General features: G+C 49.9%; 15 protein-coding genes and 1 pseudogene. All 16 read left to right on the plus strand.

All coding sequences use genetic code 11. The features are described from left to right. The first annotated feature begins 13 nt into the window (after positions 1–13). The gene (gene xdhB / locus J0X21_RS08310) at positions 14–895 is read left to right on the plus strand and encodes a xanthine dehydrogenase FAD-binding subunit XdhB (protein ID WP_206811728.1); all 882 of its coding nucleotides are present in this window, start codon (positions 14–16) and stop codon (positions 893–895) included. Beyond that, a complete protein-coding gene (gene xdhC, locus J0X21_RS08315; protein ID WP_236006143.1) occupies positions 888–1400 on the plus strand; it encodes a xanthine dehydrogenase subunit XdhC in 513 nt (170 codons plus the stop codon). Before xdhB ends, xdhC begins: the two co-directional genes overlap by 8 nt. 40 nt (positions 1401–1440) lie before the next feature. Beyond that, a complete protein-coding gene (gene ygfK, locus J0X21_RS08320) occupies positions 1441–4500 on the plus strand; it encodes a putative selenate reductase subunit YgfK (RefSeq protein ID WP_209011344.1) in 3060 nt (1019 codons plus the stop codon). Between the two features lie 50 nt (positions 4501–4550). Next, positions 4551–5903: a nucleobase:cation symporter-2 family protein gene (locus J0X21_RS08325; RefSeq protein ID WP_236006144.1), complete on the plus strand. Its 1353-nt coding sequence runs from the start codon at positions 4551–4553 to the stop codon at positions 5901–5903. Positions 5904–5946: 43 nt separating this feature from the next. Then, positions 5947–7275 (plus strand): putative aminohydrolase SsnA, encoded by a 1329-nt coding sequence (gene ssnA, locus J0X21_RS08330; RefSeq protein WP_206811731.1) that lies wholly within the window; start codon positions 5947–5949, stop codon positions 7273–7275. Positions 7276–7284: 9 nt separating this feature from the next. After that, complete coding sequence (thrC, locus tag J0X21_RS08335) at positions 7285–8526, plus strand: threonine synthase (protein WP_206811732.1); 1242 nt, start codon at positions 7285–7287, stop codon at positions 8524–8526. A gap of 21 nt (positions 8527–8547) precedes the next feature. Next, positions 8548–10032, plus strand: a complete 1485-nt coding sequence (locus J0X21_RS08340) for a pyridoxal-phosphate dependent enzyme (protein ID WP_206811733.1) — start codon at positions 8548–8550, stop codon at positions 10030–10032. A gap of 55 nt (positions 10033–10087) precedes the next feature. Beyond that, positions 10088–11092, plus strand: coding sequence for an ornithine carbamoyltransferase (locus J0X21_RS08345; RefSeq protein WP_206811734.1), 1005 nt, complete (start codon positions 10088–10090; stop codon positions 11090–11092). Between the two features lie 2 nt (positions 11093–11094). After that, positions 11095–12045, plus strand: coding sequence for a carbamate kinase (gene arcC, locus J0X21_RS08350; protein ID WP_206811735.1), 951 nt, complete (start codon positions 11095–11097; stop codon positions 12043–12045). Positions 12046–12060: 15 nt separating this feature from the next. Continuing rightward, complete coding sequence (xdh, locus tag J0X21_RS08355; RefSeq protein WP_206811736.1) at positions 12061–14616, plus strand: selenium-dependent xanthine dehydrogenase; 2556 nt, start codon at positions 12061–12063, stop codon at positions 14614–14616. A gap of 213 nt (positions 14617–14829) precedes the next feature. Then, positions 14830–18084: a DNA polymerase III subunit alpha gene (gene dnaE, locus J0X21_RS08360; protein ID WP_206811737.1), complete on the plus strand. Its 3255-nt coding sequence runs from the start codon at positions 14830–14832 to the stop codon at positions 18082–18084. A 5-nt stretch (positions 18085–18089) separates the two neighbouring features. After that, entirely contained in the window at positions 18090–18869 is a 780-nt protein-coding gene (locus J0X21_RS08365) for a DUF72 domain-containing protein (RefSeq protein WP_328812571.1), read from the plus strand. A gap of 79 nt (positions 18870–18948) precedes the next feature. Further along, positions 18949–19509, plus strand: a complete 561-nt coding sequence (locus J0X21_RS08370) for a uracil-DNA glycosylase (RefSeq protein WP_236006145.1) — start codon at positions 18949–18951, stop codon at positions 19507–19509. 382 nt (positions 19510–19891) lie between these two features. After that, the gene (locus J0X21_RS08375; RefSeq protein ID WP_206811739.1) at positions 19892–20770 is read left to right on the plus strand and encodes an AAA family ATPase; all 879 of its coding nucleotides are present in this window, start codon (positions 19892–19894) and stop codon (positions 20768–20770) included. A gap of 3 nt (positions 20771–20773) precedes the next feature. Beyond that, complete coding sequence (locus J0X21_RS08380) at positions 20774–21982, plus strand: vWA domain-containing protein (protein WP_206811740.1); 1209 nt, start codon at positions 20774–20776, stop codon at positions 21980–21982. Positions 21983–22054: 72 nt separating this feature from the next. Then, positions 22055–22285: pseudogene (locus tag J0X21_RS08385) on the plus strand (HD-GYP domain-containing protein); the annotation flags it as partial. Positions 22286–22314: the final 29 nt, after the last annotated feature.

Raw genomic sequence — 22314 nt, forward strand, 5'->3', positions numbered from 1 at the left:
AGGCGGTGATAGGATGTACGATATTAAAGCATATTACGAGGCGGAAAGCGTAGAGGAAGCAGCTAGGCTGCTGGCGGAGAAGCCCAATCTCAAACTGATTGCGGGCGGGACAGACGTGCTTATTAAAATGCACGGAGGGCAGCTGGAAGAGGCAGAGCTCCTGAGCCTGCGCAAGATTAAATCGCTGGAAAATATTCATGTGAGAGATGACGGCACAGTTGCAATCGGTGCGATGGCAACCTTTTCCGTGATTTTTCATAATGCCATGCTTAAGAAGCTGATTCCGGTTTTGACAGAAGCAGCCGTCTCCATGGGCGGGCCCCAAATCAGAAATATCGCCACCATCGGCGGTAACGTCTGCAACGGGGCTACTTCTGCAGACAGTGCTTCATCCCTGTTTGCCCTGAATGCCCGGTTGAAATTGCAGGATGAGAAAGGTGAGCGGGTGGTACCAATCCGTGAATTCTACCTGGGACCCGGAAAAGTCGCTCTCAATCCCGGAGAAATTCTGACCGAAATTCTGATTGCCCCGGAAGATTACCTAGGGTTTGGCGGGCAATATATAAAGTTTGCCATGCGGGAAGCGATGGATATTGCCACCCTTGGGGTGGCAGCCGTGTGTAAAGTGGAGAACGGAAACTTCGCTGAGGTAAGAATCGGACTGGGGGTTGCCGGCCCGACTCCGCTAAGGTGTCTTGAGGCCGAGGAGTATGCCCGGGGCAAGAAGATTACAGCGGAGACGCTTAAAGAGATTGGAAAGCTGGCTGTTAGATCGACCAAGGCGCGAACTTCATGGCGGGCTTCCAAAGAGTATAGGGAACATCTGGTGGAAGAACTGACCCAAAGAGCTTTGAAAACAGCGGTAGTCAATGCAGGAGGTGCAGAGGTTGTTTAAGCGGATTGCCTTTACGGTGAATGGTAAAGCTTATGATTTTGAAGTGGATGTCCGAGAATCCCTGCTGGAAGTCTTAAGAAACCATTTGGGGTTAACGGGTGCCAAACAAGGGTGTGGCGTCGGGGAATGCGGCGCCTGCAGCGTGCTCATTGACGGAGTTCCTCATGATACTTGCATTTTTTTAGCCGTTTGGGCCGATGGCAAGGACATTCGAACGATTGAGGGAGTAGCCGGAATAAACGGAGAACTGTCTCAAGTGCAGCAAGCGTTTGTTGAAGAAGGAGCGATCCAGTGCGGCTTCTGTACTCCCGGCTTAGTTTTGACGACCACCGCCTTAAAAGAGAGCGGCAAGGACTACACCCGGGAAGAGCTCAAACGGGAGCTTTCTGGGCATCTATGCCGCTGCACGGGGTATCAGAATATCGCAAAAGCTGCGGAAAAGTCTTTAGAAGGGCATATCTGCACTTGCGAGGACAGCCCGCATTATAAAGGGGCAATTATTTAGTCTTCGATATGACCTAAATCCGGAAGGAATGATAGCTGTGATGAACGATAAGATGATCCCTATTCCATTTAAGCAACTGGTTCAATGGATGTTTGAGGAATATCAGCGGACGCAGACGATTTTCGGGGTGTCCGAGGTAAAATTTTTTCACAAGCAGAATGATCAATCCATTCAGCTTTTTGGAGAAAGGATGGATACGCCAATTGGACCGGCTGCGGGCCCGCACACCCAGCTCGCGCAAAATATCATTGCTGCTTATTTAAGCGGGAGCCGCTTCTTTGAGCTAAAATCCGTCCAAGTCATGGACGAGTTAGATATTCCCAAGCCTTGCATTCTGGCTGAAGATGAATGCTATAACACGGAGTGGTCGACCGAGCTTTCGATTACGGGTGCCTTTGACGAGTATGTCAAAGCCTGGTTTGCCCTTCATGTGCTGCAGAAAGAGTTCTTTGGCCAAAGTGACCGGGGCTTTATGTTTAACATGAGTGTGGGCTACGACTTAAAAGGGATTCAATCAGAGAAAGTGGACCGATTTATTGAGGGGCTGAAAGACGCTTCAGGGACTGCAGTTTTTAAGGAATGCCGGGCATTTTTACTCGAAAACCTAGACCGGTTCAAGAAGGTTGACCGGGCTTACATCGAACAGATTTCCCCGCATATCTGCACCTCCATTACCTTGTCTACCATGCATGGCTGTCCGCCCAAAGAAATCGAAGCGATTATCAAATACTTACTCGCGGACAAGAAACTCCATTGCTTTGTCAAGATGAATCCGACGCTGCTGGGCTATGAGTATGTGCGCAAGACCTTCGATAAAATGGGTTACAACTATATCCTGCTCAGGGAAGAATCTTTTACCCATGACCTCCAGTATCAGGATGGAGTCGCGATGCTAAAGCGTCTTACACTGTTTGCCAAGGAGCAGCAGAAAGACTTCGGGGTCAAGTTGTCTAACACCTTGCCCGTGAAGATCGGGCGCTCAGAGCTGCCGGGCGAAGAGATGTATATGTCCGGGCGCTCGCTCTATCCTCTGACCATTAACCTGGCCTATAAATTAGCTTCTGAGTTCGACGGGGATCTCAAGATCTCTTATTCGGGGGGAGCGGATGCGTTTAATATTGACCGCATCTTTGAAACGGGAATCCGGCCTATCACCGTGGCTACAACCCTTCTAAAACCCGGAGCCTATATGCGCTTCAAACAAATGGCTGAGATTTTAGAGCCTCTCATTGTGAAGACGGAGTCCGGTAAAATCGATCTGGACAAGCTCAAAGCCCTGGCTGAGAGTGCCTTTAGCGATCCCAACCATCTCAAAGAAAAGAGAGATTTTATCAACCGCAAAACCGAGCTAAAGCTATCGGCTCTTGACTGCTTTATTGCCCCTTGCACCGTGGGCTGTCCGATTGAACAGGATGTTCCGGAATACATTCGTTTGGTTGGGGAAGGGCGCTATGAGGAAGCCTTTGATGTCATTGTCTCGAAAAACCCGTTTCCCTTTATCACGGGAACGATTTGTACCCATAACTGCATGAGCAAGTGCACCCGCTTGGACTATGACGAATCCGTACATATCCGGGGGCAGAAATTAGTGGCTGCGGAAAAAGGGTATGAAGCCTACATGCAAAAGATCTCCACACCCAAACGGGTGTCAGCGGCCAAAGCGGCGGTCATCGGGGCCGGCCCTTCCGGACTGGCGGCCGCCTATTTCCTGGCCAAAGGGGGCATGGAGGTCACGGTCTTCGATAAACGGGAGAAAGCCGGCGGTACGGTGGAGTATGTCATCCCGGATTTCAGAATCTCACGGGAAGCTATCGCTAAAGATCTTAACCTAATCGAGAGAATGGGGGTTCAATTCGAATTCGGGATTGACCCTGATTTTTCTGTTGCAGATTATAAGGCCAAAGGCTTTAAGTATATTTATTTGGCTATCGGGGCCGGCAAGACCAATACTCTCGATATTACGGGGGATTCATACCGGGTGCGGGGAGCAATTCCGTTTCTGGAAGAGTTTAACGCGAATAAAGATGCCCTCAATCTCGGGAAGAATGTGGCGGTTGTCGGCGGGGGCAATTCCGCCATGGATGCCGCCCGGGCCGCTCTCAGGGTAAAAGGGGTTGAACATGTCTATATCATCTATCGCCGCACCAAAGACTACATGCCGGCAGATCACGAAGAATTAATGTCCGCCGAGGACGAGGGAGTGATCTTTAAAGAACTCCTGGCCCCGGTCTCCTTAACGAACGGGGTATTAAAATGCCAGAAGATGGAACTGGGCCAGCCGGATGCCTCAGGGCGCAGGCGACCGGTGGCCGTGGAAGGTGAATTTGAAGAATTAGAGATTGATACCGTTTTATCAGCCATTGGCGAACTGATCGATTATGATCTCCTAAAGAAAAACGGGATCCAAATTGATGACAAGGGAGAAATCCTGGTCGAACACGGAACCCTGGAAACCAGTGTGGAAAATGTCTACATAGGCGGGGATGCCCTGGTCGGACCTTGGAGTGTGGTAGGGGCAGCAAGGCATGGAACCATGGCGGCCAAGGCTATTCTCGCAAAAGAACAGCTCGAATTCAAACAAGAATTTCTGTCTGATATTTCCTTTGATAACGAAAAGCAATTGTTACAGATCGCGGAGAAGAAAGCAGTGATGAAACCGGTTGCCGATCACAAACTTGAATCCGGCCGCTGCTTGGAGTGCAACAAAGTGTGCAATATCTGTGCTGAGGTTTGTCCCAACCGGGCCAACCTGATGATCCCGGTCAACGGCCATGGTCTGACCAATATCAGTCAGATCCTGCACGTGGATGGAATGTGCAATGTTTGCGGCAACTGCGGCACCTTCTGCCCCTATTCCAGCGAACCGTACAAGGTTAAGTTAACCCTGTTCTGGACCGAGAAAGATTTCAGGGACAGTCCGAATATCGGTTTCTATTTCTTAGATAACGGAGCGAACGGTGAATTTATGCTGCGGCTGGATGACAAAATCACCAAGGTCAAGTTCGATGAATCCGGTAAGACCGATGTACCGATCGATCCTCGGATCGCGGCTTTTATTGGGACCGTTTATAAAGACCATGAATACCTGTATAGAGTTTGAAATGGATGCGCATATTTGAGAGAGCACTTGAAATAAGGAGGCGAATGAAAATGGCTATTAACAACAATACCGGAGTTGCGCCGGTGGATGAAATGCTGCCTGTTGGAAAACTTTTTGTGTACGGCTTGCAGCACGTCCTCGCCATGTATGCAGGAGCGGTGGCTGTACCCTTGATTATTGCCGGAGCAGCAAAGCTGACTCCGGCCCAGACAGCTTTTCTGATTAACGCAGATTTATTCACTTGTGGGATTGCGACCCTCATTCAAACATTAGGGATTGGAAAAATCGGAATCAAGATCCCAGTGATTCAAGGGGTAACTTTTGCTGCCGTAACCCCCATGGTGATCATGGCCCAGAGCGGCGGCATGACCCTGATCTTTGGCTCCGTTATCGTGGCCGGTATTTTCACGTTCTTAGTGGCGCCTTACTTTAGCAGCTTAATCCGCTTCTTCCCGCCCATTGTTACCGGGACAATTATTACAATCATCGGAATCTCTCTGTTGCCGGTAGGGATAAACTGGGCAGCAGGCGGAGTCGGCAATAAAAATTTTGCTTCCTTGACCTATATTTTCGTGGCAGCGGTGGTCCTAATCAGCATTCTCCTGATTAATAAACTGTTTCGAGGGTTTATCTCACATATTGCTGTGCTGCTTGGTTTGCTAGTCGGCCTGATTGTAGCCGTGCCATTTAACCTTGTAAGCTTTGCCGAAGTGGCTAAAGCTCCTTGGCTAGGGATTACGATACCGTTTCACTTTGGTTTTCCCATCTTTGATCTCGGTGCGATCATCTCCATGATTTTAGTTATGTTTGTGGTCATGGTCGAGTCCACCGGAGATTTTCTGGCGATTGGGGAGATTGTCGGCAAAAAGATCGGTAAAGATGAACTTACTGCCGGGTTAAGAGCGGATGGCTTATCCACCGCGCTTGGAGGGGTCCTTAATGCTTTCCCTTACACAGCCTTTGCCCAGAACGTCGGCTTGGTGGGTTTAACTGGGGTAAAAAGCCGTTATGTAGTCGCCATGTCCGGTTTGATTTTGGTTGTCTTAGGCTTATTCCCCAAGATGGCCACAATTATCGCCTCCCTGCCTAACGCAGTTCTTGGCGGAGCCGGCATTGCCATGTTCGGTATCGTAGCGGCCAGCGGAATTAAGACTCTCACGAAAGTCGACTTCGAGCATAATCCTAGCAATCTTTTTATTGTAGCGATTAGTATCGGAATTGGCCTGATCCCCGTCTTGGTTCCAAAATTCTTCCAGAACTTCCCGCCCTGGAGCCAGACCATTATGCACAGTGGGATCACCTTAGGGTCAATCGCAGCGGTTATCCTTAATGCGTTCTTTAATGGGAGCAAAGGGGCGGGAGACTCAGATGAACTGAAAGCTCACGCCGGAATCCGGGAGTAAACGGATTCAGCGTTAACTTAAAACGGAGAGGATGAACGGTTCCATGCTTTTGATTGCTAACGGTACGGTCTTAACCCTCGGGCAAAGTAATCGAGTCATTGAAAATGGCGGGGTTTTGATTGAAGACCGTAAGATTAAAGAAGTTGGATCAACGCCAGACTTAAAAACCCGCTTTCCGGATGCCGAGTTCATCAATGCCCGCGGAAGACTGATTATGCCGGGGATGATCAACACCCATATGCATCTTTACAGCACTTTTGCGCGGGGAATGGATGCGAAAAGCAAGCCACCTCAAAATTTCGGGGACATTTTAGAGGGGCTTTGGTGGAAACTGGATAAACTCTTGACTCTTGATGACGTTTATTACAGCGGCCTGACCCCACTGATCGAGTGCATTAAGACCGGGACAACCACGATTATTGATCACCATGCCAGCCCCATGGCGGTTACGGGAAGTTTAGCCACCTTGGCCAAGGCAGCCGAAGAAATGGGAGTGCGGGCGGCTTTCTGTTACGAGGTTTCCGACCGGGACGGGGATGAGATTGCCCAAGAGGGCATTAAAGAGAATGCCGATTTTATCGCCGCTTGCCAGGCTAAGCCGGACCCGATGGTCGCCGCCATGTTCGGGCTCCATGCCTCTCTAACTTTATCCGATCAGACTTTGGCCAAGTGTGTCAAGGAAGCCGAGCGCTTGGGAGCCGGATTTCACGTCCATGTGGCTGAAGGCAAAGAAGACTTGGAGGACAGTCTCTCAAAATACGGAATGCGTGTGGTTGAGCGGTTGGAGAAATTAGGGGTTTTGGGACCGAAAACCCTTGCTGTCCACTGTGTCCATATTAATGAGCATGAGATTGAGCTTTTAAGAGCTTCCCAAACCCAAGTGGTCCATAATCCTGAATCCAATATGGGTAACGCTGTCGGAGTCACCCCGGTGCTAACAATGCTCAGGGAAGGGATTAAGGTCGGACTTGGAACGGATGGCTATACGTGCGATATGTTTGAAAGCGGCAAGGTTGCGAATGTCCTCCATAAACATGCCGCAGCCAATCCCAGTGTGGCCTGGGCCGAAGTCCCGCAAATGCTTTATGGTAATAACCCGGAGATCGCCTCGAATTTATTTGGCGGCAAGTTTGGGGAATTGACGGAAGGCGCTTGGGCGGATGTGATCGTGGTGGATTATGTGCCGCCAACTCCCCTGGGGCCGGACAATTGGAGCGGGCATCTTCTGTTCGGAGTTTCGGGGCGGTCGGTAGAAACTACCGTGATTAACGGGCGCGTACGCATGCTGAATCGAAAGCTGATTGATATTGATGAAGAAGGAATCGGGGAGCGTTCCAGAGAATTGGCCCAGGCACTTTGGAACAGAATTTGAGGTGATCTGATGAAAAATGTATTAGGGCTCCGGTGTGTTAACTGCGGCAAAGAAGTGCCGGCGGTCCCTGGGACGTATACCTGTCCATCCTGCGCTAATAAAAGCGGCATCCTGGATGTCATATACGATTATCAAGCAATCAAGCGGCTGACATCCCGGGAGCAACTATCCCAGTCCAAAGACTACTCGATTTTTCGCTACCTTCCTTTTCTGCCCATTGGACCCGATTCGGCCCGCCCTCATTTAAGAGTGGGCTGGAGCCCGCTGTATAAACCTCCGGGCTTAGGGAAGAGCTTGGGCATGACTAACCTCTATGTCAAAGATGACGGGCAAAATCCCACAGCCTCCTTGAAAGACAGGGCCTCGATTATTGCGGTGACTAAAGCCGTTGAGGAGAAGGCTTTGACCGTAGCCGCTTCGTCTACAGGGAATGCAGCTTCATCCTTGGCCGGGAGCGCCGCCGCCATGGGTCTTAAATCCGTCATCTTTGTGCCGAGCCGGGCCCCTCAAGGGAAGGTTGCCCAGCTCCTGATTTTCGGGGCCACGGTCGTGAGCGTTCAGGGGTCATATGAGGATACCTTCAGGCTTTCGGCGGAGGCGATTGAACGCTTTGGTTGGTACAACCGCAACGCGGCTATTAATCCTTACCTAGTGGAAGGGAAGAAGACAGTAGCCTTGGAGATCGCAGAGCAGCTTAACTGGGAAGTACCTGACTGGATAATGGTTTCCGTGGGGGATGGTTGCACGATCGCCGGAGTCTGGAAAGGTTTTAAGGATCTATATCAGGTGGGATGGATTGACCGCCTGCCCAAGATTGCCGGAGTCCAGTCCACAGGATGTTCCCCGCTCGTTGACGCTTTCTTGGAAAACCGTCCCTGGCGGCCTAAGGAAGAGAATACCCTGGCTGACAGTATCGCCGTCGGCGTGCCGCGCAATCCGGATAAAGCTTTAAACGCGGTCCGCGAATCCGGCGGCACCATGGTCGCGGTCTCTGATGAAGCCATCTTAGAGGCGATGCGGGAATTGGGCCGGACGAGCGGAATTTTCGGGGAACCGGCTGGGGTGACCGGGACTGCCGGGCTGAAGGTCTTAATTGAAAAAGGGGTTATCGGAGCGGATGAAAAGGTCGTGACGATTGTCACCGGGAATGGGTTGAAGGATGTGCAAAACGCGATTAAAGCCGTGGGTGAGCCCATCAAAGTCGAGCCATCCCTGGATGAACTGTTAGTGAAATTGGAAGGATGGATCTAAACTAAGAATTGGGGGGTATTTATGAGAACTTTGATTGATCTAACGATTGATGAAGAGCAGCTGAAGAAAACGGCTCAGACCGTAAAGGAAAAGGGTATTGTGATTCCAACCCTGGCTCAGATGAAGGATCCTAATAAAATACCGGAATCCGTCAAGAAAAAGCTAAAAAAGACAGGGCTCTGGGACGTTAACCCCATCAACCTGTTCCGAATCTCTTGGAAAAATGAGCCGGTGAAAGAAGGCGGCTTATACAACCAGCTGCCGAATTATATTGAAATTCCGCCTGAAATCTCAGGGGTTAAGGCCAGAATTATTGCGATGGCCGGAAAGTTTTTCCCGACCGGAGCCCATAAGGTCGGTGCCAGCTTTGCCTGTCTGGTTCCCCGTTTAGTCACCGGGCAATTTGACCCGAAATACCATGAAGCCGTTTGGCCTTCGACCGGCAACTACTGCCGCGGCGGAGCCTATAATTCCGCTTTGTTAGGCTGCAAATCCATTGCAATCTTACCGGAGAATATGAGCAAAGAACGTTTTGACTGGCTCAAAACCGTGGCTGGAGAGGTTATCGCCACTCCAGGCAGTGAAAGCAATGTCAAGGAAATTTATGATAAGACCTGGGAGCTGCGGAATACCCGGGATAACGTCATGATCTTTAATCAATTCGGAGAACTGGGCAACCATTTGTGGCATTATGAAGTGACCGGGAATGCCATGCACGAGATTCTCAAAGCGGAAATGGGAGCGAAGGGGAAATTGGCAGGGGTTTGTTTAACTTCAGGTTCTGCAGGAACCCTTGGCAGCGGTGACAACCTGAAAGATCTGTATCCCCATGCCAAAATCGCCGTTGGCGAAGCCCTGCAGTGTCCGACCTTGCTTAATAATGGTTTTGGTGAGCATCGAATCGAAGGGATCGGGGATAAACATGTTCCCTGGATCCATAATGTGAAGAATACGGATATGGTGGTCGCCATTGATGACAATGACAGTTTAGGCCTTTTCCGTCTCTTAAATGAGCCTGCCGGACAAGACTATCTCAGAGAACAGGGAGTTGCTGAAGAAGTTATCTCTAAGCTTAACTGGGTCGGGATTTCCGGCGCGGCCAATATCCTTACTTCCATAAAATTCGCCAAATACTACGAGCTGACCGAGAATGACATTATCATGACGGTTCTTACGGACTCAGCCGAGATGTACCAATCCAGACTGCGGGAGATGGAAGAGGAAAGAGGGGGTAAATACAGCGCCCTTCATGCTGCCATCGATCATAATAGAAATGTCTTGGGTGTTAGAACAGACAATATGGAAGAACTAACTTACTTCACCAGAAAGCGTATCCATAACCTCAAATATTACACTTGGATTGAACAGCAAGGGTATGATGTGGCCGACCTGAATGCCCAATGGTATGACTATGACGAATACTGGGGCAAGCTGCATCAGATGGGACCGGAGCTGGATAAACTTATTGAAGAGTTTAATGAGCGAACGGGTGTTGTGATAGAGTAAGTTATGAACAGCAATACCAAGGTTAAGGAAAAAATCATGTGGGAGGAATAAATCAATGAATACAGTTTTTAGAGGAAGACATTTTATCAACTTGGAGGACTTTACTAAAGAAGAATTAGACACAATGCTTGATGTTTCAATGGAGCTTAAGCGGAAGTTCGCCATGGGAGAAGATACTCCTTATCTTACGAATAAAACCGGTTTTTTGATGTTCTTCGAGCAATCCACCCGCACCAGAAACTCGATGGAAGCCGGTATGGCTCAATTAGGCGGGCATGCCGGATTCTTAGATACCAGCAGTATGCAGGTTGCGCATGGGGAGACCGCTAAGGATACCGCGATTATTTTATCACGTTTCGGACATATGATTGCCTGCCGATATTGCAACTGGGGCAGAGGAAATAAGTATTTGAATGAAATGGTTAGATGGTCATCCGTTCCGGTGATGAATTTGCAAGATGACCTTTACCACCCGTTCCAAGGGCTGGCCGACTTGATGACGATTAAAGAAAAACTCCCGGATTTACGCCGGAAAAAGATTTCAATTATTTGGGCTTACGCCGAGAGCCATAAGAAACCCATTTCGGTACCGGTAACCCAAGTTCTGCTCTTCCCCCGTTACGGTATGGATGTCTGGCTGGCTTATCCAAAAGGGTGGGAGCTTCCGGACTGGGTGATTGCTCAGGCCAAAGAAAATGCAGAAAAGCATGGGGGTACGCTCACCATTACCCATGACGAGGCGGAAGCCTATAAGGATGCGGATATTGTTATTCCCAAGAACTGGGGTAACTGGGTTATTGATCAAACCGGCGCTTCTGTCACAGGTGCCACCAAGGTTATCGATGATGCTCTTCTTGCCAATAAGAGTTGGAAGTGCACTGAAGCAAAAATGGCTACGGCCAGCAAAGATGTTATGTATATGCATGCCTTGCCTGCAGACCGTGACAATGAAGTTGAAGACTCCGTGATTGACGGACCGCATTCTATCGCTTATGACGCAGCCGAAAACCGTTTGCATACCGCTAAAGCCGTTATGACCTTGTTGGTAGGTGGAAAATAATCGTGAGTAAATTAGCTGTTATTGCCATTGGCGGAAATTCCCTGATCCGGGAGAAAGGGCATGAAACCGTTGAGGATCAATATGAGGCTGTGGTGGAAACAGCCAGGCATATAGCCGGGATGATTGAACAGGGCTATGAAGTGATCATTACCCATGGCAATGGTCCTCAAGTCGGGTTTATCTTAAGAAGGTCGGAAATTGCCAGGGAAGTTGCTGACATGCATGAGGTACCGCTGGTCAGCTGCGGGGCGGATACCCAAGGGGCTATCGGTTATCAGATACAGCAGGCAATGGATAACGAATTCAAGCAAAGAGGCATTCATAAAACTGCGGTAACGGTGGTTACCCAAGTTGTGGTATCGGAAAATGACCCGGCTTTTCAGAAACCGACCAAACCCATTGGCTCATTTTACACCAAGGAACAGGCAGAAGAATTTCAAAAAGAGAACCCGACCTGGGTTATGGTTGAAGATGCCGGCCGAGGGTACCGCAGGATGGTTGCTTCTCCCTTGCCCCGGGATATTGTCGAAAAAAATGTCATCAGCAAGCTGGTATGGGACGGCTATTGCGTGATCAGCGTGGGGGGCGGTGGCATCCCTGTGATCAAACGGGAAAACGGTTCCCTGGAAGGAATCGACGCCGTGATTGACAAGGATTTTGCCAGCAGTCTTTTGGCCACGGAAATCAAGGCCGATGTCTTGATTATTTCAACTGGGGTCCCGACGGTTTATCTCAATTACGGCAAGCCCAATGAAAAAGCCCTGGACAGAGTAAGCATGGCGGAACTAAAGCAGTATGTCTCTGAAAACCATTTTGCTCCCGGAAGCATGCTGCCGAAAATTCAAGCCGTCATCGACTTCCTGGAAAAGGGCGGCAAAGAAGCAATCATCACCAACCCTGAATCCCTGGAAGAGGCCGTGGCCGGGAAGACCGGAACCCATGTCTATCCGTGAAAGGTTGAATAACAAATGTATACCATTGAGATCAACGGCACAGTGCACACGGCGGAAGAAGATAAGAACCTGCTCGATTTCCTGCGGGACGATGCCCGGGTGACCTCACTGAAAAACGGGTGCGGCGAAGGAGCCTGCGGCGCTTGTATGCTGTTAGTGGACGGGAAGGCGATGCGTGCCTGTCTGCTCACAGTCGCCAAGGCGTCCGGCAAAAAGCTGTTAACGGTCGAGGGGTTGTCCGAGCGGGAAAAGGAAGCATATTCCTGGGCCTTTGCGGAAGCAGGAGCGGTCCAGTGCGGTTTTTGCATCCCCGGAATGATTATCAGTGCCAAGGCCTTAATTGACAAGAATCCTAACCCGACTCTCCAGGAAATTAAGCAGGGTATTCGCGGCAATATCTGCCGCTGCACCGGGTATAAAAAGATTGAACAGGGTATTTCCCTGGCAGCCGAAGTCTTGCGGGGGGAAAGACAGCCTAAGTCCCTTCAGACTGGGACCGGAGTCGGAGCCAGTGTTCAACGGGTGGATGCCCGGACCAAGGTGCTTGGAACCGGGGAATATGTGGATGACCTGCAGGTCGAGAATATGCTGTATGCGGCGGTTCTGAGGGCCAAATACCCCAGGGCTTTGCTCAAAGCCGTTGATGTCTCGGCAGCCCGTGCTTATCCCGGGGTGGAAGCGGTCTTAACCGCAGATGATATTCCGGGAATCCGCCACCATGGCCATATCAAAAGTGACTGGCCCACCCTGGTTTCCATTGGGGAAGAAACCAGGTATATTGGAGATGCGATCGCTTTAGTGGCCGCCCACACCAAAAAGCAGGCCCGGGAGGCCCTAAAATTAATAAAGGTCGAGTACGAAGAACGCAAACCGCTGCTTAGTCCGGCTGAAGCCCTCGCTGACAATGCCCCTCCTCTCCATGACAAAGGGAATCTTTTAAGCACGACCAAGATTAAGCGCGGGAATGCTGAGGAAGCGCTGGCCAAATCCGCTCATGTCGTCACCAACCGCTATACAACTCCGTTTACCGAACACGCCTTCATGGAACCGGAAAGCGCTTTGGCCATCCCCCAGGAAGACGGGGGAGTGACGATTTATGTCGGGGATCAAGGGGTCTATGATGACCTGCACGGGATTATGCCCATGCTCGACCTGCCGGCGGAAAAAGTGCGGATAATCAGCAAACTGGTAGGGGGTGCTTTTGGCGGCAAAGAGGATTTAAGTGTTCAGCACCATGCGGCTTTGCTGGCCGTCAAGACCCAAAAACCGGTTAAACTCACCTTAACCCGCCAGGAAAGCATCTTAGTTCATCCCAAGCGGCATGCCATGGAGCTGGAAGTCACGACCGGGTGTGATGAGAAAGGAAAACTGACGGCCATGGTGGCCAAGATTGTGGCGGATACCGGGGCTTATGCCTCCCTGGGAACGGCAGTCTTGCAGCGGGCCTGTACGCATGTCAGCGGCCCTTATCAAATCCCCAACGTAGATATTACCGGGCTCTGTGTTTATACCAACAATCCTCCGGCAGGCGCCTTCAGGGGCTTCGGGGTTCCTCAGGCCGCTTTCGCGTCTGAAACCAATATGGATCTCCTGGCGGAGAAGGTGGGGATTTCCCCCTGGAAAATCCGTTACCTCAACGCTTTGGAACCGGGGATGGTCAATGCAACCGGCCAGATCACGGATGAGGGTACGGCCCTCAAAGAAACACTCTTGGCAGTTCGTGAAGCCTACGAATTCCACCCGCATGCTGCAGGGATTGCTTGTGCCATGAAAAATACCGGGATTGGGGTCGGCCTTCCGGATACCGGCCGGGTAAAAATTAAAATCATGAATGGAAAAGCGGTTGTCCTCACCAGTGCCGCCCGCGTTGGGCAGGGCTTTGCGACGGTTGCGACACAGATTGTCCATGAAGCCACTGATCTGCCTTTTGAACGGATTGAAATTGGTGCTCCGGATACGCATTTGACGCCTGATGCCGGGACCACCACCGCTTCGCGCCAAACCATGTTTAGCGGTGAGGCTGCGCGGCAAGCTGCTCTCAAATTGGAGCAAGCTCTGCATGATTCTGCTTTGGAGAACTTGGAAAGCCAAGAATTTTACGGAGAATACTTTGGGGAAACCGACCCCATGGATTCGGACAAGCCGAACCCGGTCAGCCATGTAGCCTATAGTTATGCTACCCAAGTCGTGCTCTTGAATGAACAGGGAATGATTGAAAAAGTGGTGGCGGCGCACGATGTGGGCAGGGCCATTAATCCGAGGGCGGTTGAAGGGCAAATAGAAGGCGGGGTCTGCATGGGTTTAGGCTATGCCCTGCGCGAGGACTTTCCCCTTGAAAACGGCGCACCGACTTTCAATTATGCCAAGTTAGGACTCCTTCGTTCGACTGAAATGCCTGAAGTCGAATCCACAATTATCGAAAAGAATCCCTCCCCGCTGGCTTACGGCGCCAAAGGGATCGGCGAGATTTCCTCGATTCCGACGGCCCCGGCGGTTGCCTCCGCTTATTACAAGTTTGACCGCAAGCTGCGCTGTTCCCTGCCGTTACGTGAGACACCTTATCATAAATAACAATAAAAAGCATGGTTCTCAATCTTCAATTGCCCCGGCAGATCCGGATAAAATTCTGTCATATAATTTGGAGTGAATTATTGGTCATAATTGGCGTTGATACGAACATTTGTGCCATTATTTACCTCTGTAATCATGCCCTCTTCCGGCTATATAATAAGCATGGGGAACATACGTTCTATAGTGCTTGTGTTGGCAGGAAGGGGCTTTTTTATGACATTTGTGCATTTGCATGTACACTCAGAATACAGTTTTCTTGATGGGGCTTGTCGTCTCACTGATTTGGTTGCCAAAGCTAAAGATTTGGGGATGCCTGCTTTAGCTCTAACTGATCACGGTGCGATGTATGGAGCCTTGGAGTTTTATGTACTGGCCCGGGCAGCCGGCATTAAGCCGATCATCGGGTGCGAAATTTATGTTTCTCCCAATTTTCATCTTACCTTATTGGCCTACAACTTCGAAGGGTATAAGAATCTAGTTCAGTTGGTGACCGCAGCTCACCTGGAAAGTTTTTATTACCGCCCGCGTGTAGACAAAAATCTTCTGGCCAGGCATGCCGAGGGCTTGATAGCATTAAGCGGCTGTTTAAGCGGGGAGATTCCGCGTCTGCTTTCAACCGGCCAAAAGCAGCGAGCTCAAGAGGTCGCCAATGAATACCGGAAAATTTTTGGTCCCGCTAATTTTTATTTGGAACTTCAGGATCATGGGCTGCCTGAACAGGGGACATGCAACCGGATGTTGGTAGAACTTGGCCGCAGTACTGGCATTCCTTTAGTGGCAACTAACGACGTGCACTATGTGGAGCCTTCCGAGGCCGGTGTCCAGGAAATGATGAGCAGAATCAGCTCCGGAAGCACTGGAGAGAATAAGGGGAAGCACCCGGGGCTTTATCTAAAATCTCACGTAGAAATGAGCCGGATTTTTGCCGCTGTTCCGGAAGCTATTGCGCATACTGCAGAGATAGCTGAACGCTGTAATTTGCAACTGGATTTGAATACTCTGCGCTTTCCTGTATTTCCCGGCATTTCTCAAACGCAGCTATCCGGACAATTCAATGGACAGGCTGACCGGATAGGTTATAAGGTAAATGAAAGAGAAGCTGTCATTAAAAAATTTAATATACAGGATGGTTTACTTAGGACTCTCTGTCACCGGAATCTGCCGGATAAGTATCACCGTGTCAGCGGTCAAGTGTTGGAACGGTTAGAGATGGAACTGGCAATTATCACCCAAATGAAGCTGTCCTCCTATTTCCTGATTGTTGCCGATATTGTGAACTTTGCCCGGAGCCGTGACATACCTGTGGGTCCGGGGCGTGGCTCCGCAGGGGGCAGTCTGGTAGCCTATCTCTTAGGAATTACGTCGATTGATCCAATACACTATGGACTCTTCTTTGAACGTTTTCTCAATCCGGAGCGCTCTGACTTGCCTGATATCGACCTCGATATTTGCCAGCGCAGACGGGATGAGGTAATAAGATATGTCCGGGAAAAATACGGTGCGGAAAATGTTGCCCAAATCGGGATCTTCAGTACTTTTGGAGCGCGCGGGGCCGTACGGGAAGCCGGTAAGGCTCTGGGCATCCCACCGAAGGTTATTGAATTAGTCGCATCAAACTTGCCCAGGTTTTCCGGTCCCGGCGGCCTGGAGCATAGCTTGTCAACTCTGCCGGAGTTTGGCTATATACCCGTGGATCAGGAACCTTTCCGGAAACTGCTGAGAGAAGCCAAAAAGATGGAAGGCCGCATCAGGCATACCTCGGTACATGCTGCCGGGATAGTGATCAGCGGAGGGGATTTAGGCAAACTCGTGCCCCTGAAAAGGGCTCCCGGAGGGGAAGTGGTGACTCAGTACGGACCGGAGAGCATTGAGGTTTTGGGGATAATCAAAATAGATATTTTAGGTCTGAGAAATCTTACGATTATTGATGATACCACGATTTTTTTGAATAAAACCAGAGGGATTCATTTGACCGTGGAAGATATCCCTTTGGATGATCCGGCCACCTTCCGTCTGCTCGCCCAAGGGGATACTTTGGGTTGTTTTCAAATGGAGAGCAGCGGGATACGCAGGCTTTTGAAGAAACTTAAGCCGCAAAACATCGAGGATCTTATTTGCCTGCTTGCATTATACCGGCCGGGACCATGGGATGCCGGCCTGGTGGAAACCTTTTTGCGCCGGCGCCGGGGCGAGGAGCCGGTAATTTATGCTCATCCTTTGTTGGAGCCCATCCTTAAAGATACATATGGGCTGATTCTTTTTCAGGAACAGGTTATGCAAATCGTTCACCGGTTGGCTGGTTACAGCCTGGGAGAGGCGGATCTCTTTCGCAGGGTATTGGGAAAACGCTCGGCTGCGATAAGAGGCGAGCAAGAGAGATTTATTAAGGGGTGTCTGCGCAACGGCATCAAATCGGACGTGGCTTTGCAGGTATTTAATTTATTATCCGAATTTGCCGGGTATAGTTTCAATAAGGCTCATAGTGCAGCGTACGCACTTATTTCCTATCGTACTGCTTTTCTGAAGGCTAATTATCCTTTGGAATATTTTGCAGCTCTCTTGAGCAGCCAGACCGGCTATTATGGGCTGGGGGCCTATGTCGAAGAAGCCCGCCGCAAAGGAATTAAGATCCTGCTTCCGGATATCAACAAGAGCGGGGCTCTTTTCACTGTGGAAGAAGGATCGATCCGAACCGGTTTTTCCGTAATTAAAGGCGTTGGGTTTCAGTCCATGTTGGCAGTGCTTAAGGAACGTCAAGCCGGAGGACCGTTTAAGTCTTTCTATAACTTCTGCCGCCGGGTTGACCGCCGAAAGATAAATATAAGAGCAATGGAAAGTCTGATAAATGTAGGTGCATTTGACAGCTTCGATTTAAACAGGCCTCAACTACAGGCTAATCTGGATGGAGTACTTAAGGAATTACGCCGGCGGGAACACAGCAACCAGAGACAGTTGGCTTTCTGGGATGTAGGTGTTTGGCGGGATGACAGCGGTTTTGCTTTCCCGCTGGACATGCCGGATTATAATTGGCAAGAAAAAGTGAAGCTTGAGAAGGAGCTGTTAGGAATTTCATTACGGGAACATCCCTTGGCCGAATTCCGAACTTTTTTGCAGGCGAGAAAGATTCGCCCGCTCGCTGAAATTGTTTCTTTGGCGGACGGCCGCCCGGTAACTGTGGCCGGAATTCCGGTAAACTGCCGGCGCCAACCTACCAGGAACAATAAGTATATGTTATTCATGCTGCTGGAGGACGAGAGTGGGGAAACGGAAGTAGTTGTTTCTCCAAGTATTTATGAAAAATGCTTATATGAAATAAGTCCGGACGGCATAATAATTAGAGGAAAATTAGTCCGCGAGGGAGAGGAGAGCAAGGTGATTGCTGAGAGCATCCAGGCTCTTCCAGGCTTAGAATTTGATCGTGAAATATCCTCGGACTTAAATATCGATTTTGGAGGAGCACGAACTTGATCATTGTGGGAACGGCAGGGTATAGTTATGAAGATTGGATTGGGCCGGTGTACCCGGAGGGTACGGATAAAAAGGAGATGCTTGCTCTTTATGCCCGTGAGTTTGCTTTCACAGAGGTGAACTCCAGTTATTACCGGATGCCCAACCGCTTCATGTTTTACCATATGCAAGAGAAGACACCCGCTGGGTTCCAGTTTGTGATCAAGGCGCATAAGAGGCTCACGCATGAACGGGAAGGAAACGAAGAGAGATTCAGCGAGTTCGTCCAAGCCTTGGAACCTCTGGTCGAGGCCGGAAAATTCGGTTGTGTGCTGGCTCAGTTTCCGAGCAGTTTCCGCTGCCGGGACGAAAACCGTGACTATCTGCGTGAATTCAGAGAGCGCCTGAAAGATATACCCGTAGTGGTCGAATTCCGGCATCAGGAATGGATTAATGAAGACACTTTTGATCTGTTAGAAGATGAGGACTTTGGCTTCGTTTGCGTTGACGAGCCTCAGTTTAAAACCTTGGTTCCTCCAACAGTACGCGCGACCGGGCATATTGGGTATGTTCGCTTTCATGGGCGCAACTACCAGAAATGGTGGCAGCATAAAGAAACTCATGAGCGGTATGATTATTTGTACTCGGAAATAGAGCTGCAGGAATGGGTACCGAAAATCGCCAAGCTGGCGGAAAAGACCGAGAAAACGTTTGTCAGCATGAATAATCATTACCGGGGCCAGGCGGTGATTAACGGCCGCATGTTGAGGAGTTTACTCATGACGGAGCGCGAAGATGTTGTATAAAACGAAAAGAAAGATCTGAAAAGGAAGATCTGTAAAGGAATAGCGCGTGTAAGGGAGATTGAATGGAGAGTATAAGCTTATGGAAATAGCGGAGCACATGAGGTTTGAAAATTTGCCTGAGCAGGCGCAAGGATGCCGGCGTTGTGCCTTGGGGGAAACCCGCCGTTCGCTTGTCTTTGGCGAGGGAAATCTTCAGGCGCAGATTATGTTGGTGGGTGAAGCGCCAGGGGAGAAAGAGGATGTGAGCGGCAGGCCTTTTGTTGGTCCTGCCGGACGGATGCTGAACAAGATTTTGGAGGAAACAGGGCTGCGCCGGGAGGATATCTACATTACGGGAGTGGTGAAATGCCGCCCTCCTGGCAACCGCTTGCCGAAAAAGGATGAAGTTGAGGCTTGTGTTCCCTTTTTGCATGAGCAAATCCGTTCTTTGCAGCCGAAGATTATTGTCTGTTTGGGATCGCTTGCAGCCAAGACTTTAATTGATCCCAAACTAAAGATTTCCGAAGCGCGCGGGCAATGGGTTGTAAAGGACGGCGCGAAATTTATGCCTACTTATCATCCGGCTTCTGTTTTTCATGACCGTGAAAAACTTGATGCCATCCGGGAAGATTTCCTCAAGGTTAGGGAAGCTTTGGAATGATAAATTTCTGAAGTCAATTTCGGCGAAGGGCAATTTTTATCTTATGCTGTTGAGCCAAGTTTCGCACTTGATTAAAAACCATAAAATGGTAATAGGTACCCGCTGCTATGGCATCATATTTCACAGATTATCATGTTCATGATGATGAAAAGCCGTTTAACGGGAAAGGGTAATCTCTTAATCTCAAACCATCTTTGAGCCAATTGGTTTATAAATGGCCGGATTTCAGGTGCGACCGTTGTTAAGTCGCACCTGTTTTTATACATATCGGGTAAAAAACTTTTCTTGTAACGAAGGAGCTGGCTCAATGGCGTAGAATAATAAGTTTAGAAAAAGGTTCACCAATAGAACCGATAGATAAATAGGGGGATGGAGGGGGAAAATGAACGGAGGTTTGCACACGGAAAATTTGCTTTATGATGAGACAGATAGCTATATTGTTTCCGATGAACTGCGCAATGCCGTGAACATTGCCATCGCGCTCAAGCGTCCGCTGCTGATTAAGGGGGAGCCAGGGACCGGAAAAACTGTGCTGGCGGAAAGCATTGCGAAATCTTTAGGCTTAAAGTTGCTTGTGTGGAATATTAAGTCCACTACCAAAGCCCAGGTAGGTCTCTATGTCTATGACACAGTGCAGCGCCTATATGACAGCCAGTTCGGGGACAAGGACGTCTCCGATATCAAGCAGTATATTAAGCTGGGTAAGCTAGGAGAAGCGTTTACGGCCCCGGAAAGGGTAGTGCTCCTGATCGATGAAATCGATAAGGCGGACTTGGAATTTCCCAATGACTTACTCTGGGAATTGGATGTCATGAACTTCCACATCCCGGAGACGGGAGAGACGATCAGTGCGGTTCAGCGTCCGATTGTAATTATTACAAGCAATGCGGAAAAGGAACTGCCGGATGCTTTCTTAAGGCGCTGTGTTTTCCATTACATTGCGTTTCCGGATCAAGACATGATGGAAAGGATTGTGCGGGTGCATTTTCCTGAACTGGAGAACTTTTTGCTGGCAGAGGCCTTAAAAGCGTTTTATTGGCTGCGCTCTGTCTCCGGGCTTCAGAAAAAGCCAAGTACCAGTGAACTCCTGGATTGGGTGCAAGCGTTAACCATCGGCGGAATTGATCCGGACCGGATAGGTAAAGAATTGCCCTTTTTAGGGACGCTGCTTAAGAAGAACCAGGATTTTGACCTTGCTTTACGGCAGTTGCATGTCCGGACCACGGGCGGAACGGCCGGAGGCACGAATAGAGGCTGGTAAGCGATGTTTACCGGATTTTTTTATCTTTTGCGTCAAGAGGGGATTCCCGTTTCTCTAACTGAATGGATGACCTTCATCGAGGCTTTATCTAAGGGACTTGCGGGGTCTACCCTGTCCGGGTTCTATCATTTGGGCCGTACGATTTTGATAAAATCCGAGAGCAATCTGGACCGCTTTGATTTAGCATTTTACCGCTATTTCCAGGGAATTGAACAGAATGAGGAATTGCTGAAACAGGTCGGAGACTGGTTGGAGCAGCCGTTGCCCCCGCGCGGGTTTTCGGAGGAAGAGCGCGCAGCCCTCATAGACAAGCTGGGGCTGCCCGACTTCGACGCTCTAAGAAAGGCTCTGGAAGAACGCCTGCGCACGCAAGACGGGGCGCACCACGGCGGCTCTAACTGGATTGGAACGGGCGGTACTTCTCCCTTTGGGCATTCGGGCTTTCATCCGGGTGGGATTCGGATCGGAGGGGAGTCGCATTCCCGTTCGGCGGTTAAGGTGGCCGGGGAGCGGCATTACCGGGGATACCGGACGGACGAGACCCTGGGGGTGCGCCAGTTCGAAGTGGCCTTGCGCCGTTTGCGCCAGTTCAGCACCCGTCTGGACGGGCCCAAAGAAGAACTGGATCTTGAAGAAACCATCCAGGCGACATGCCATAACGCGGGTCGCCTGGAATTAGTCTGGACACGCCCGCGTAAGAATACAGTAAAAGTACTCGTTCTTATGGATGTGGGCGGTTCAATGACCCCCTATGCCAAGATATGCAGCCAATTGTTCTCGGCCGTACATAAAGCCACGCATTTCAAAGACTTGCAGTTTTATTACTTCCATAACTGCGTCTATGAAAATTTGTACTTAGATTCTGATTGCAGCCCCTACCGCTCAGTTCCCACCGAGGCAGTACTCCATAATTTAGGGAGTGATTATAAATTAATTCTGGTTGGGGATGCGGCTATGGCTCCGAGTGAACTGCTCATGCCGGGGGGCAATGTTTACTGGGAGATTTCCAATAATGAGCCCGGTATTACCTGGCTGGAGAGGCTGGCCCGTCATTTTCCTTATAATGCCTGGCTGAATCCGATTCCGAGCCAGCATTGGGATAGAATTTTCGGCTATCAAACCCTGGAGCAGGTTAAACAGGTTTTTCCGATGTATGAGTTGACGCTGGAAGGGTTGGATTTAGCTGTCAAAAAACTAATGGTTCGTCAGTGAGGAGCGGTAGAAGATGCGGCTGGTTAATATTTAACCCCGTACCCGGGAACAGGCCTACGATACTGTGAAGTCGAGCCTAAGCTGATCAATGTTTTCGCCAAGCACATTGCCATTTACCCCAATGGTTATGGGGTGAAACTCAGCAACGGTCAGCGCGGGAATGTGGTCAAACAGAACATCGGTTACCCCAGCCGTCCCATTGTACGCATGCTGTATCAGGGGGACGAGCCGCTTAATCCGCCGCAAGATTATAACTTGGCCGAACACCCCTCGCTCTTGATTGTTGGGGTCGAAAAGAAATAAACTTCCAATTAGTTTTTACGAAAGGAGAA

The sequence above is a fragment of the Paradesulfitobacterium ferrireducens genome (assembly GCF_017310645.1).
Lineage (GTDB): Bacteria > Bacillota > Desulfitobacteriia > Desulfitobacteriales > Desulfitobacteriaceae > Paradesulfitobacterium > Paradesulfitobacterium ferrireducens.

Coding starts and splice junctions, on each gene's coding strand:
- J0X21_RS08370 (WP_236006145.1), top strand. CDS start 18,949: ATGGAAATAGCGGAGCACATGAGGTTTGAAAATTTGCCTGAGCAGGCG.
- J0X21_RS08340 (WP_206811733.1), top strand. CDS start 8,548: ATGAGAACTTTGATTGATCTAACGATTGATGAAGAGCAGCTGAAGAAA.
- xdh (WP_206811736.1), top strand. CDS start 12,061: ATGTATACCATTGAGATCAACGGCACAGTGCACACGGCGGAAGAAGAT.
- thrC (WP_206811732.1), top strand. CDS start 7,285: ATGAAAAATGTATTAGGGCTCCGGTGTGTTAACTGCGGCAAAGAAGTG.
- J0X21_RS08375 (WP_206811739.1), top strand. CDS start 19,892: ATGAACGGAGGTTTGCACACGGAAAATTTGCTTTATGATGAGACAGAT.
- J0X21_RS08380 (WP_206811740.1), top strand. CDS start 20,774: ATGTTTACCGGATTTTTTTATCTTTTGCGTCAAGAGGGGATTCCCGTT.
- xdhB (WP_206811728.1), top strand. CDS start 14: ATGTACGATATTAAAGCATATTACGAGGCGGAAAGCGTAGAGGAAGCA.
- ygfK (WP_209011344.1), top strand. CDS start 1,441: ATGAACGATAAGATGATCCCTATTCCATTTAAGCAACTGGTTCAATGG.
- J0X21_RS08345 (WP_206811734.1), top strand. CDS start 10,088: ATGAATACAGTTTTTAGAGGAAGACATTTTATCAACTTGGAGGACTTT.
- J0X21_RS08325 (WP_236006144.1), top strand. CDS start 4,551: ATGGCTATTAACAACAATACCGGAGTTGCGCCGGTGGATGAAATGCTG.
- ssnA (WP_206811731.1), top strand. CDS start 5,947: ATGCTTTTGATTGCTAACGGTACGGTCTTAACCCTCGGGCAAAGTAAT.
- dnaE (WP_206811737.1), top strand. CDS start 14,830: ATGACATTTGTGCATTTGCATGTACACTCAGAATACAGTTTTCTTGAT.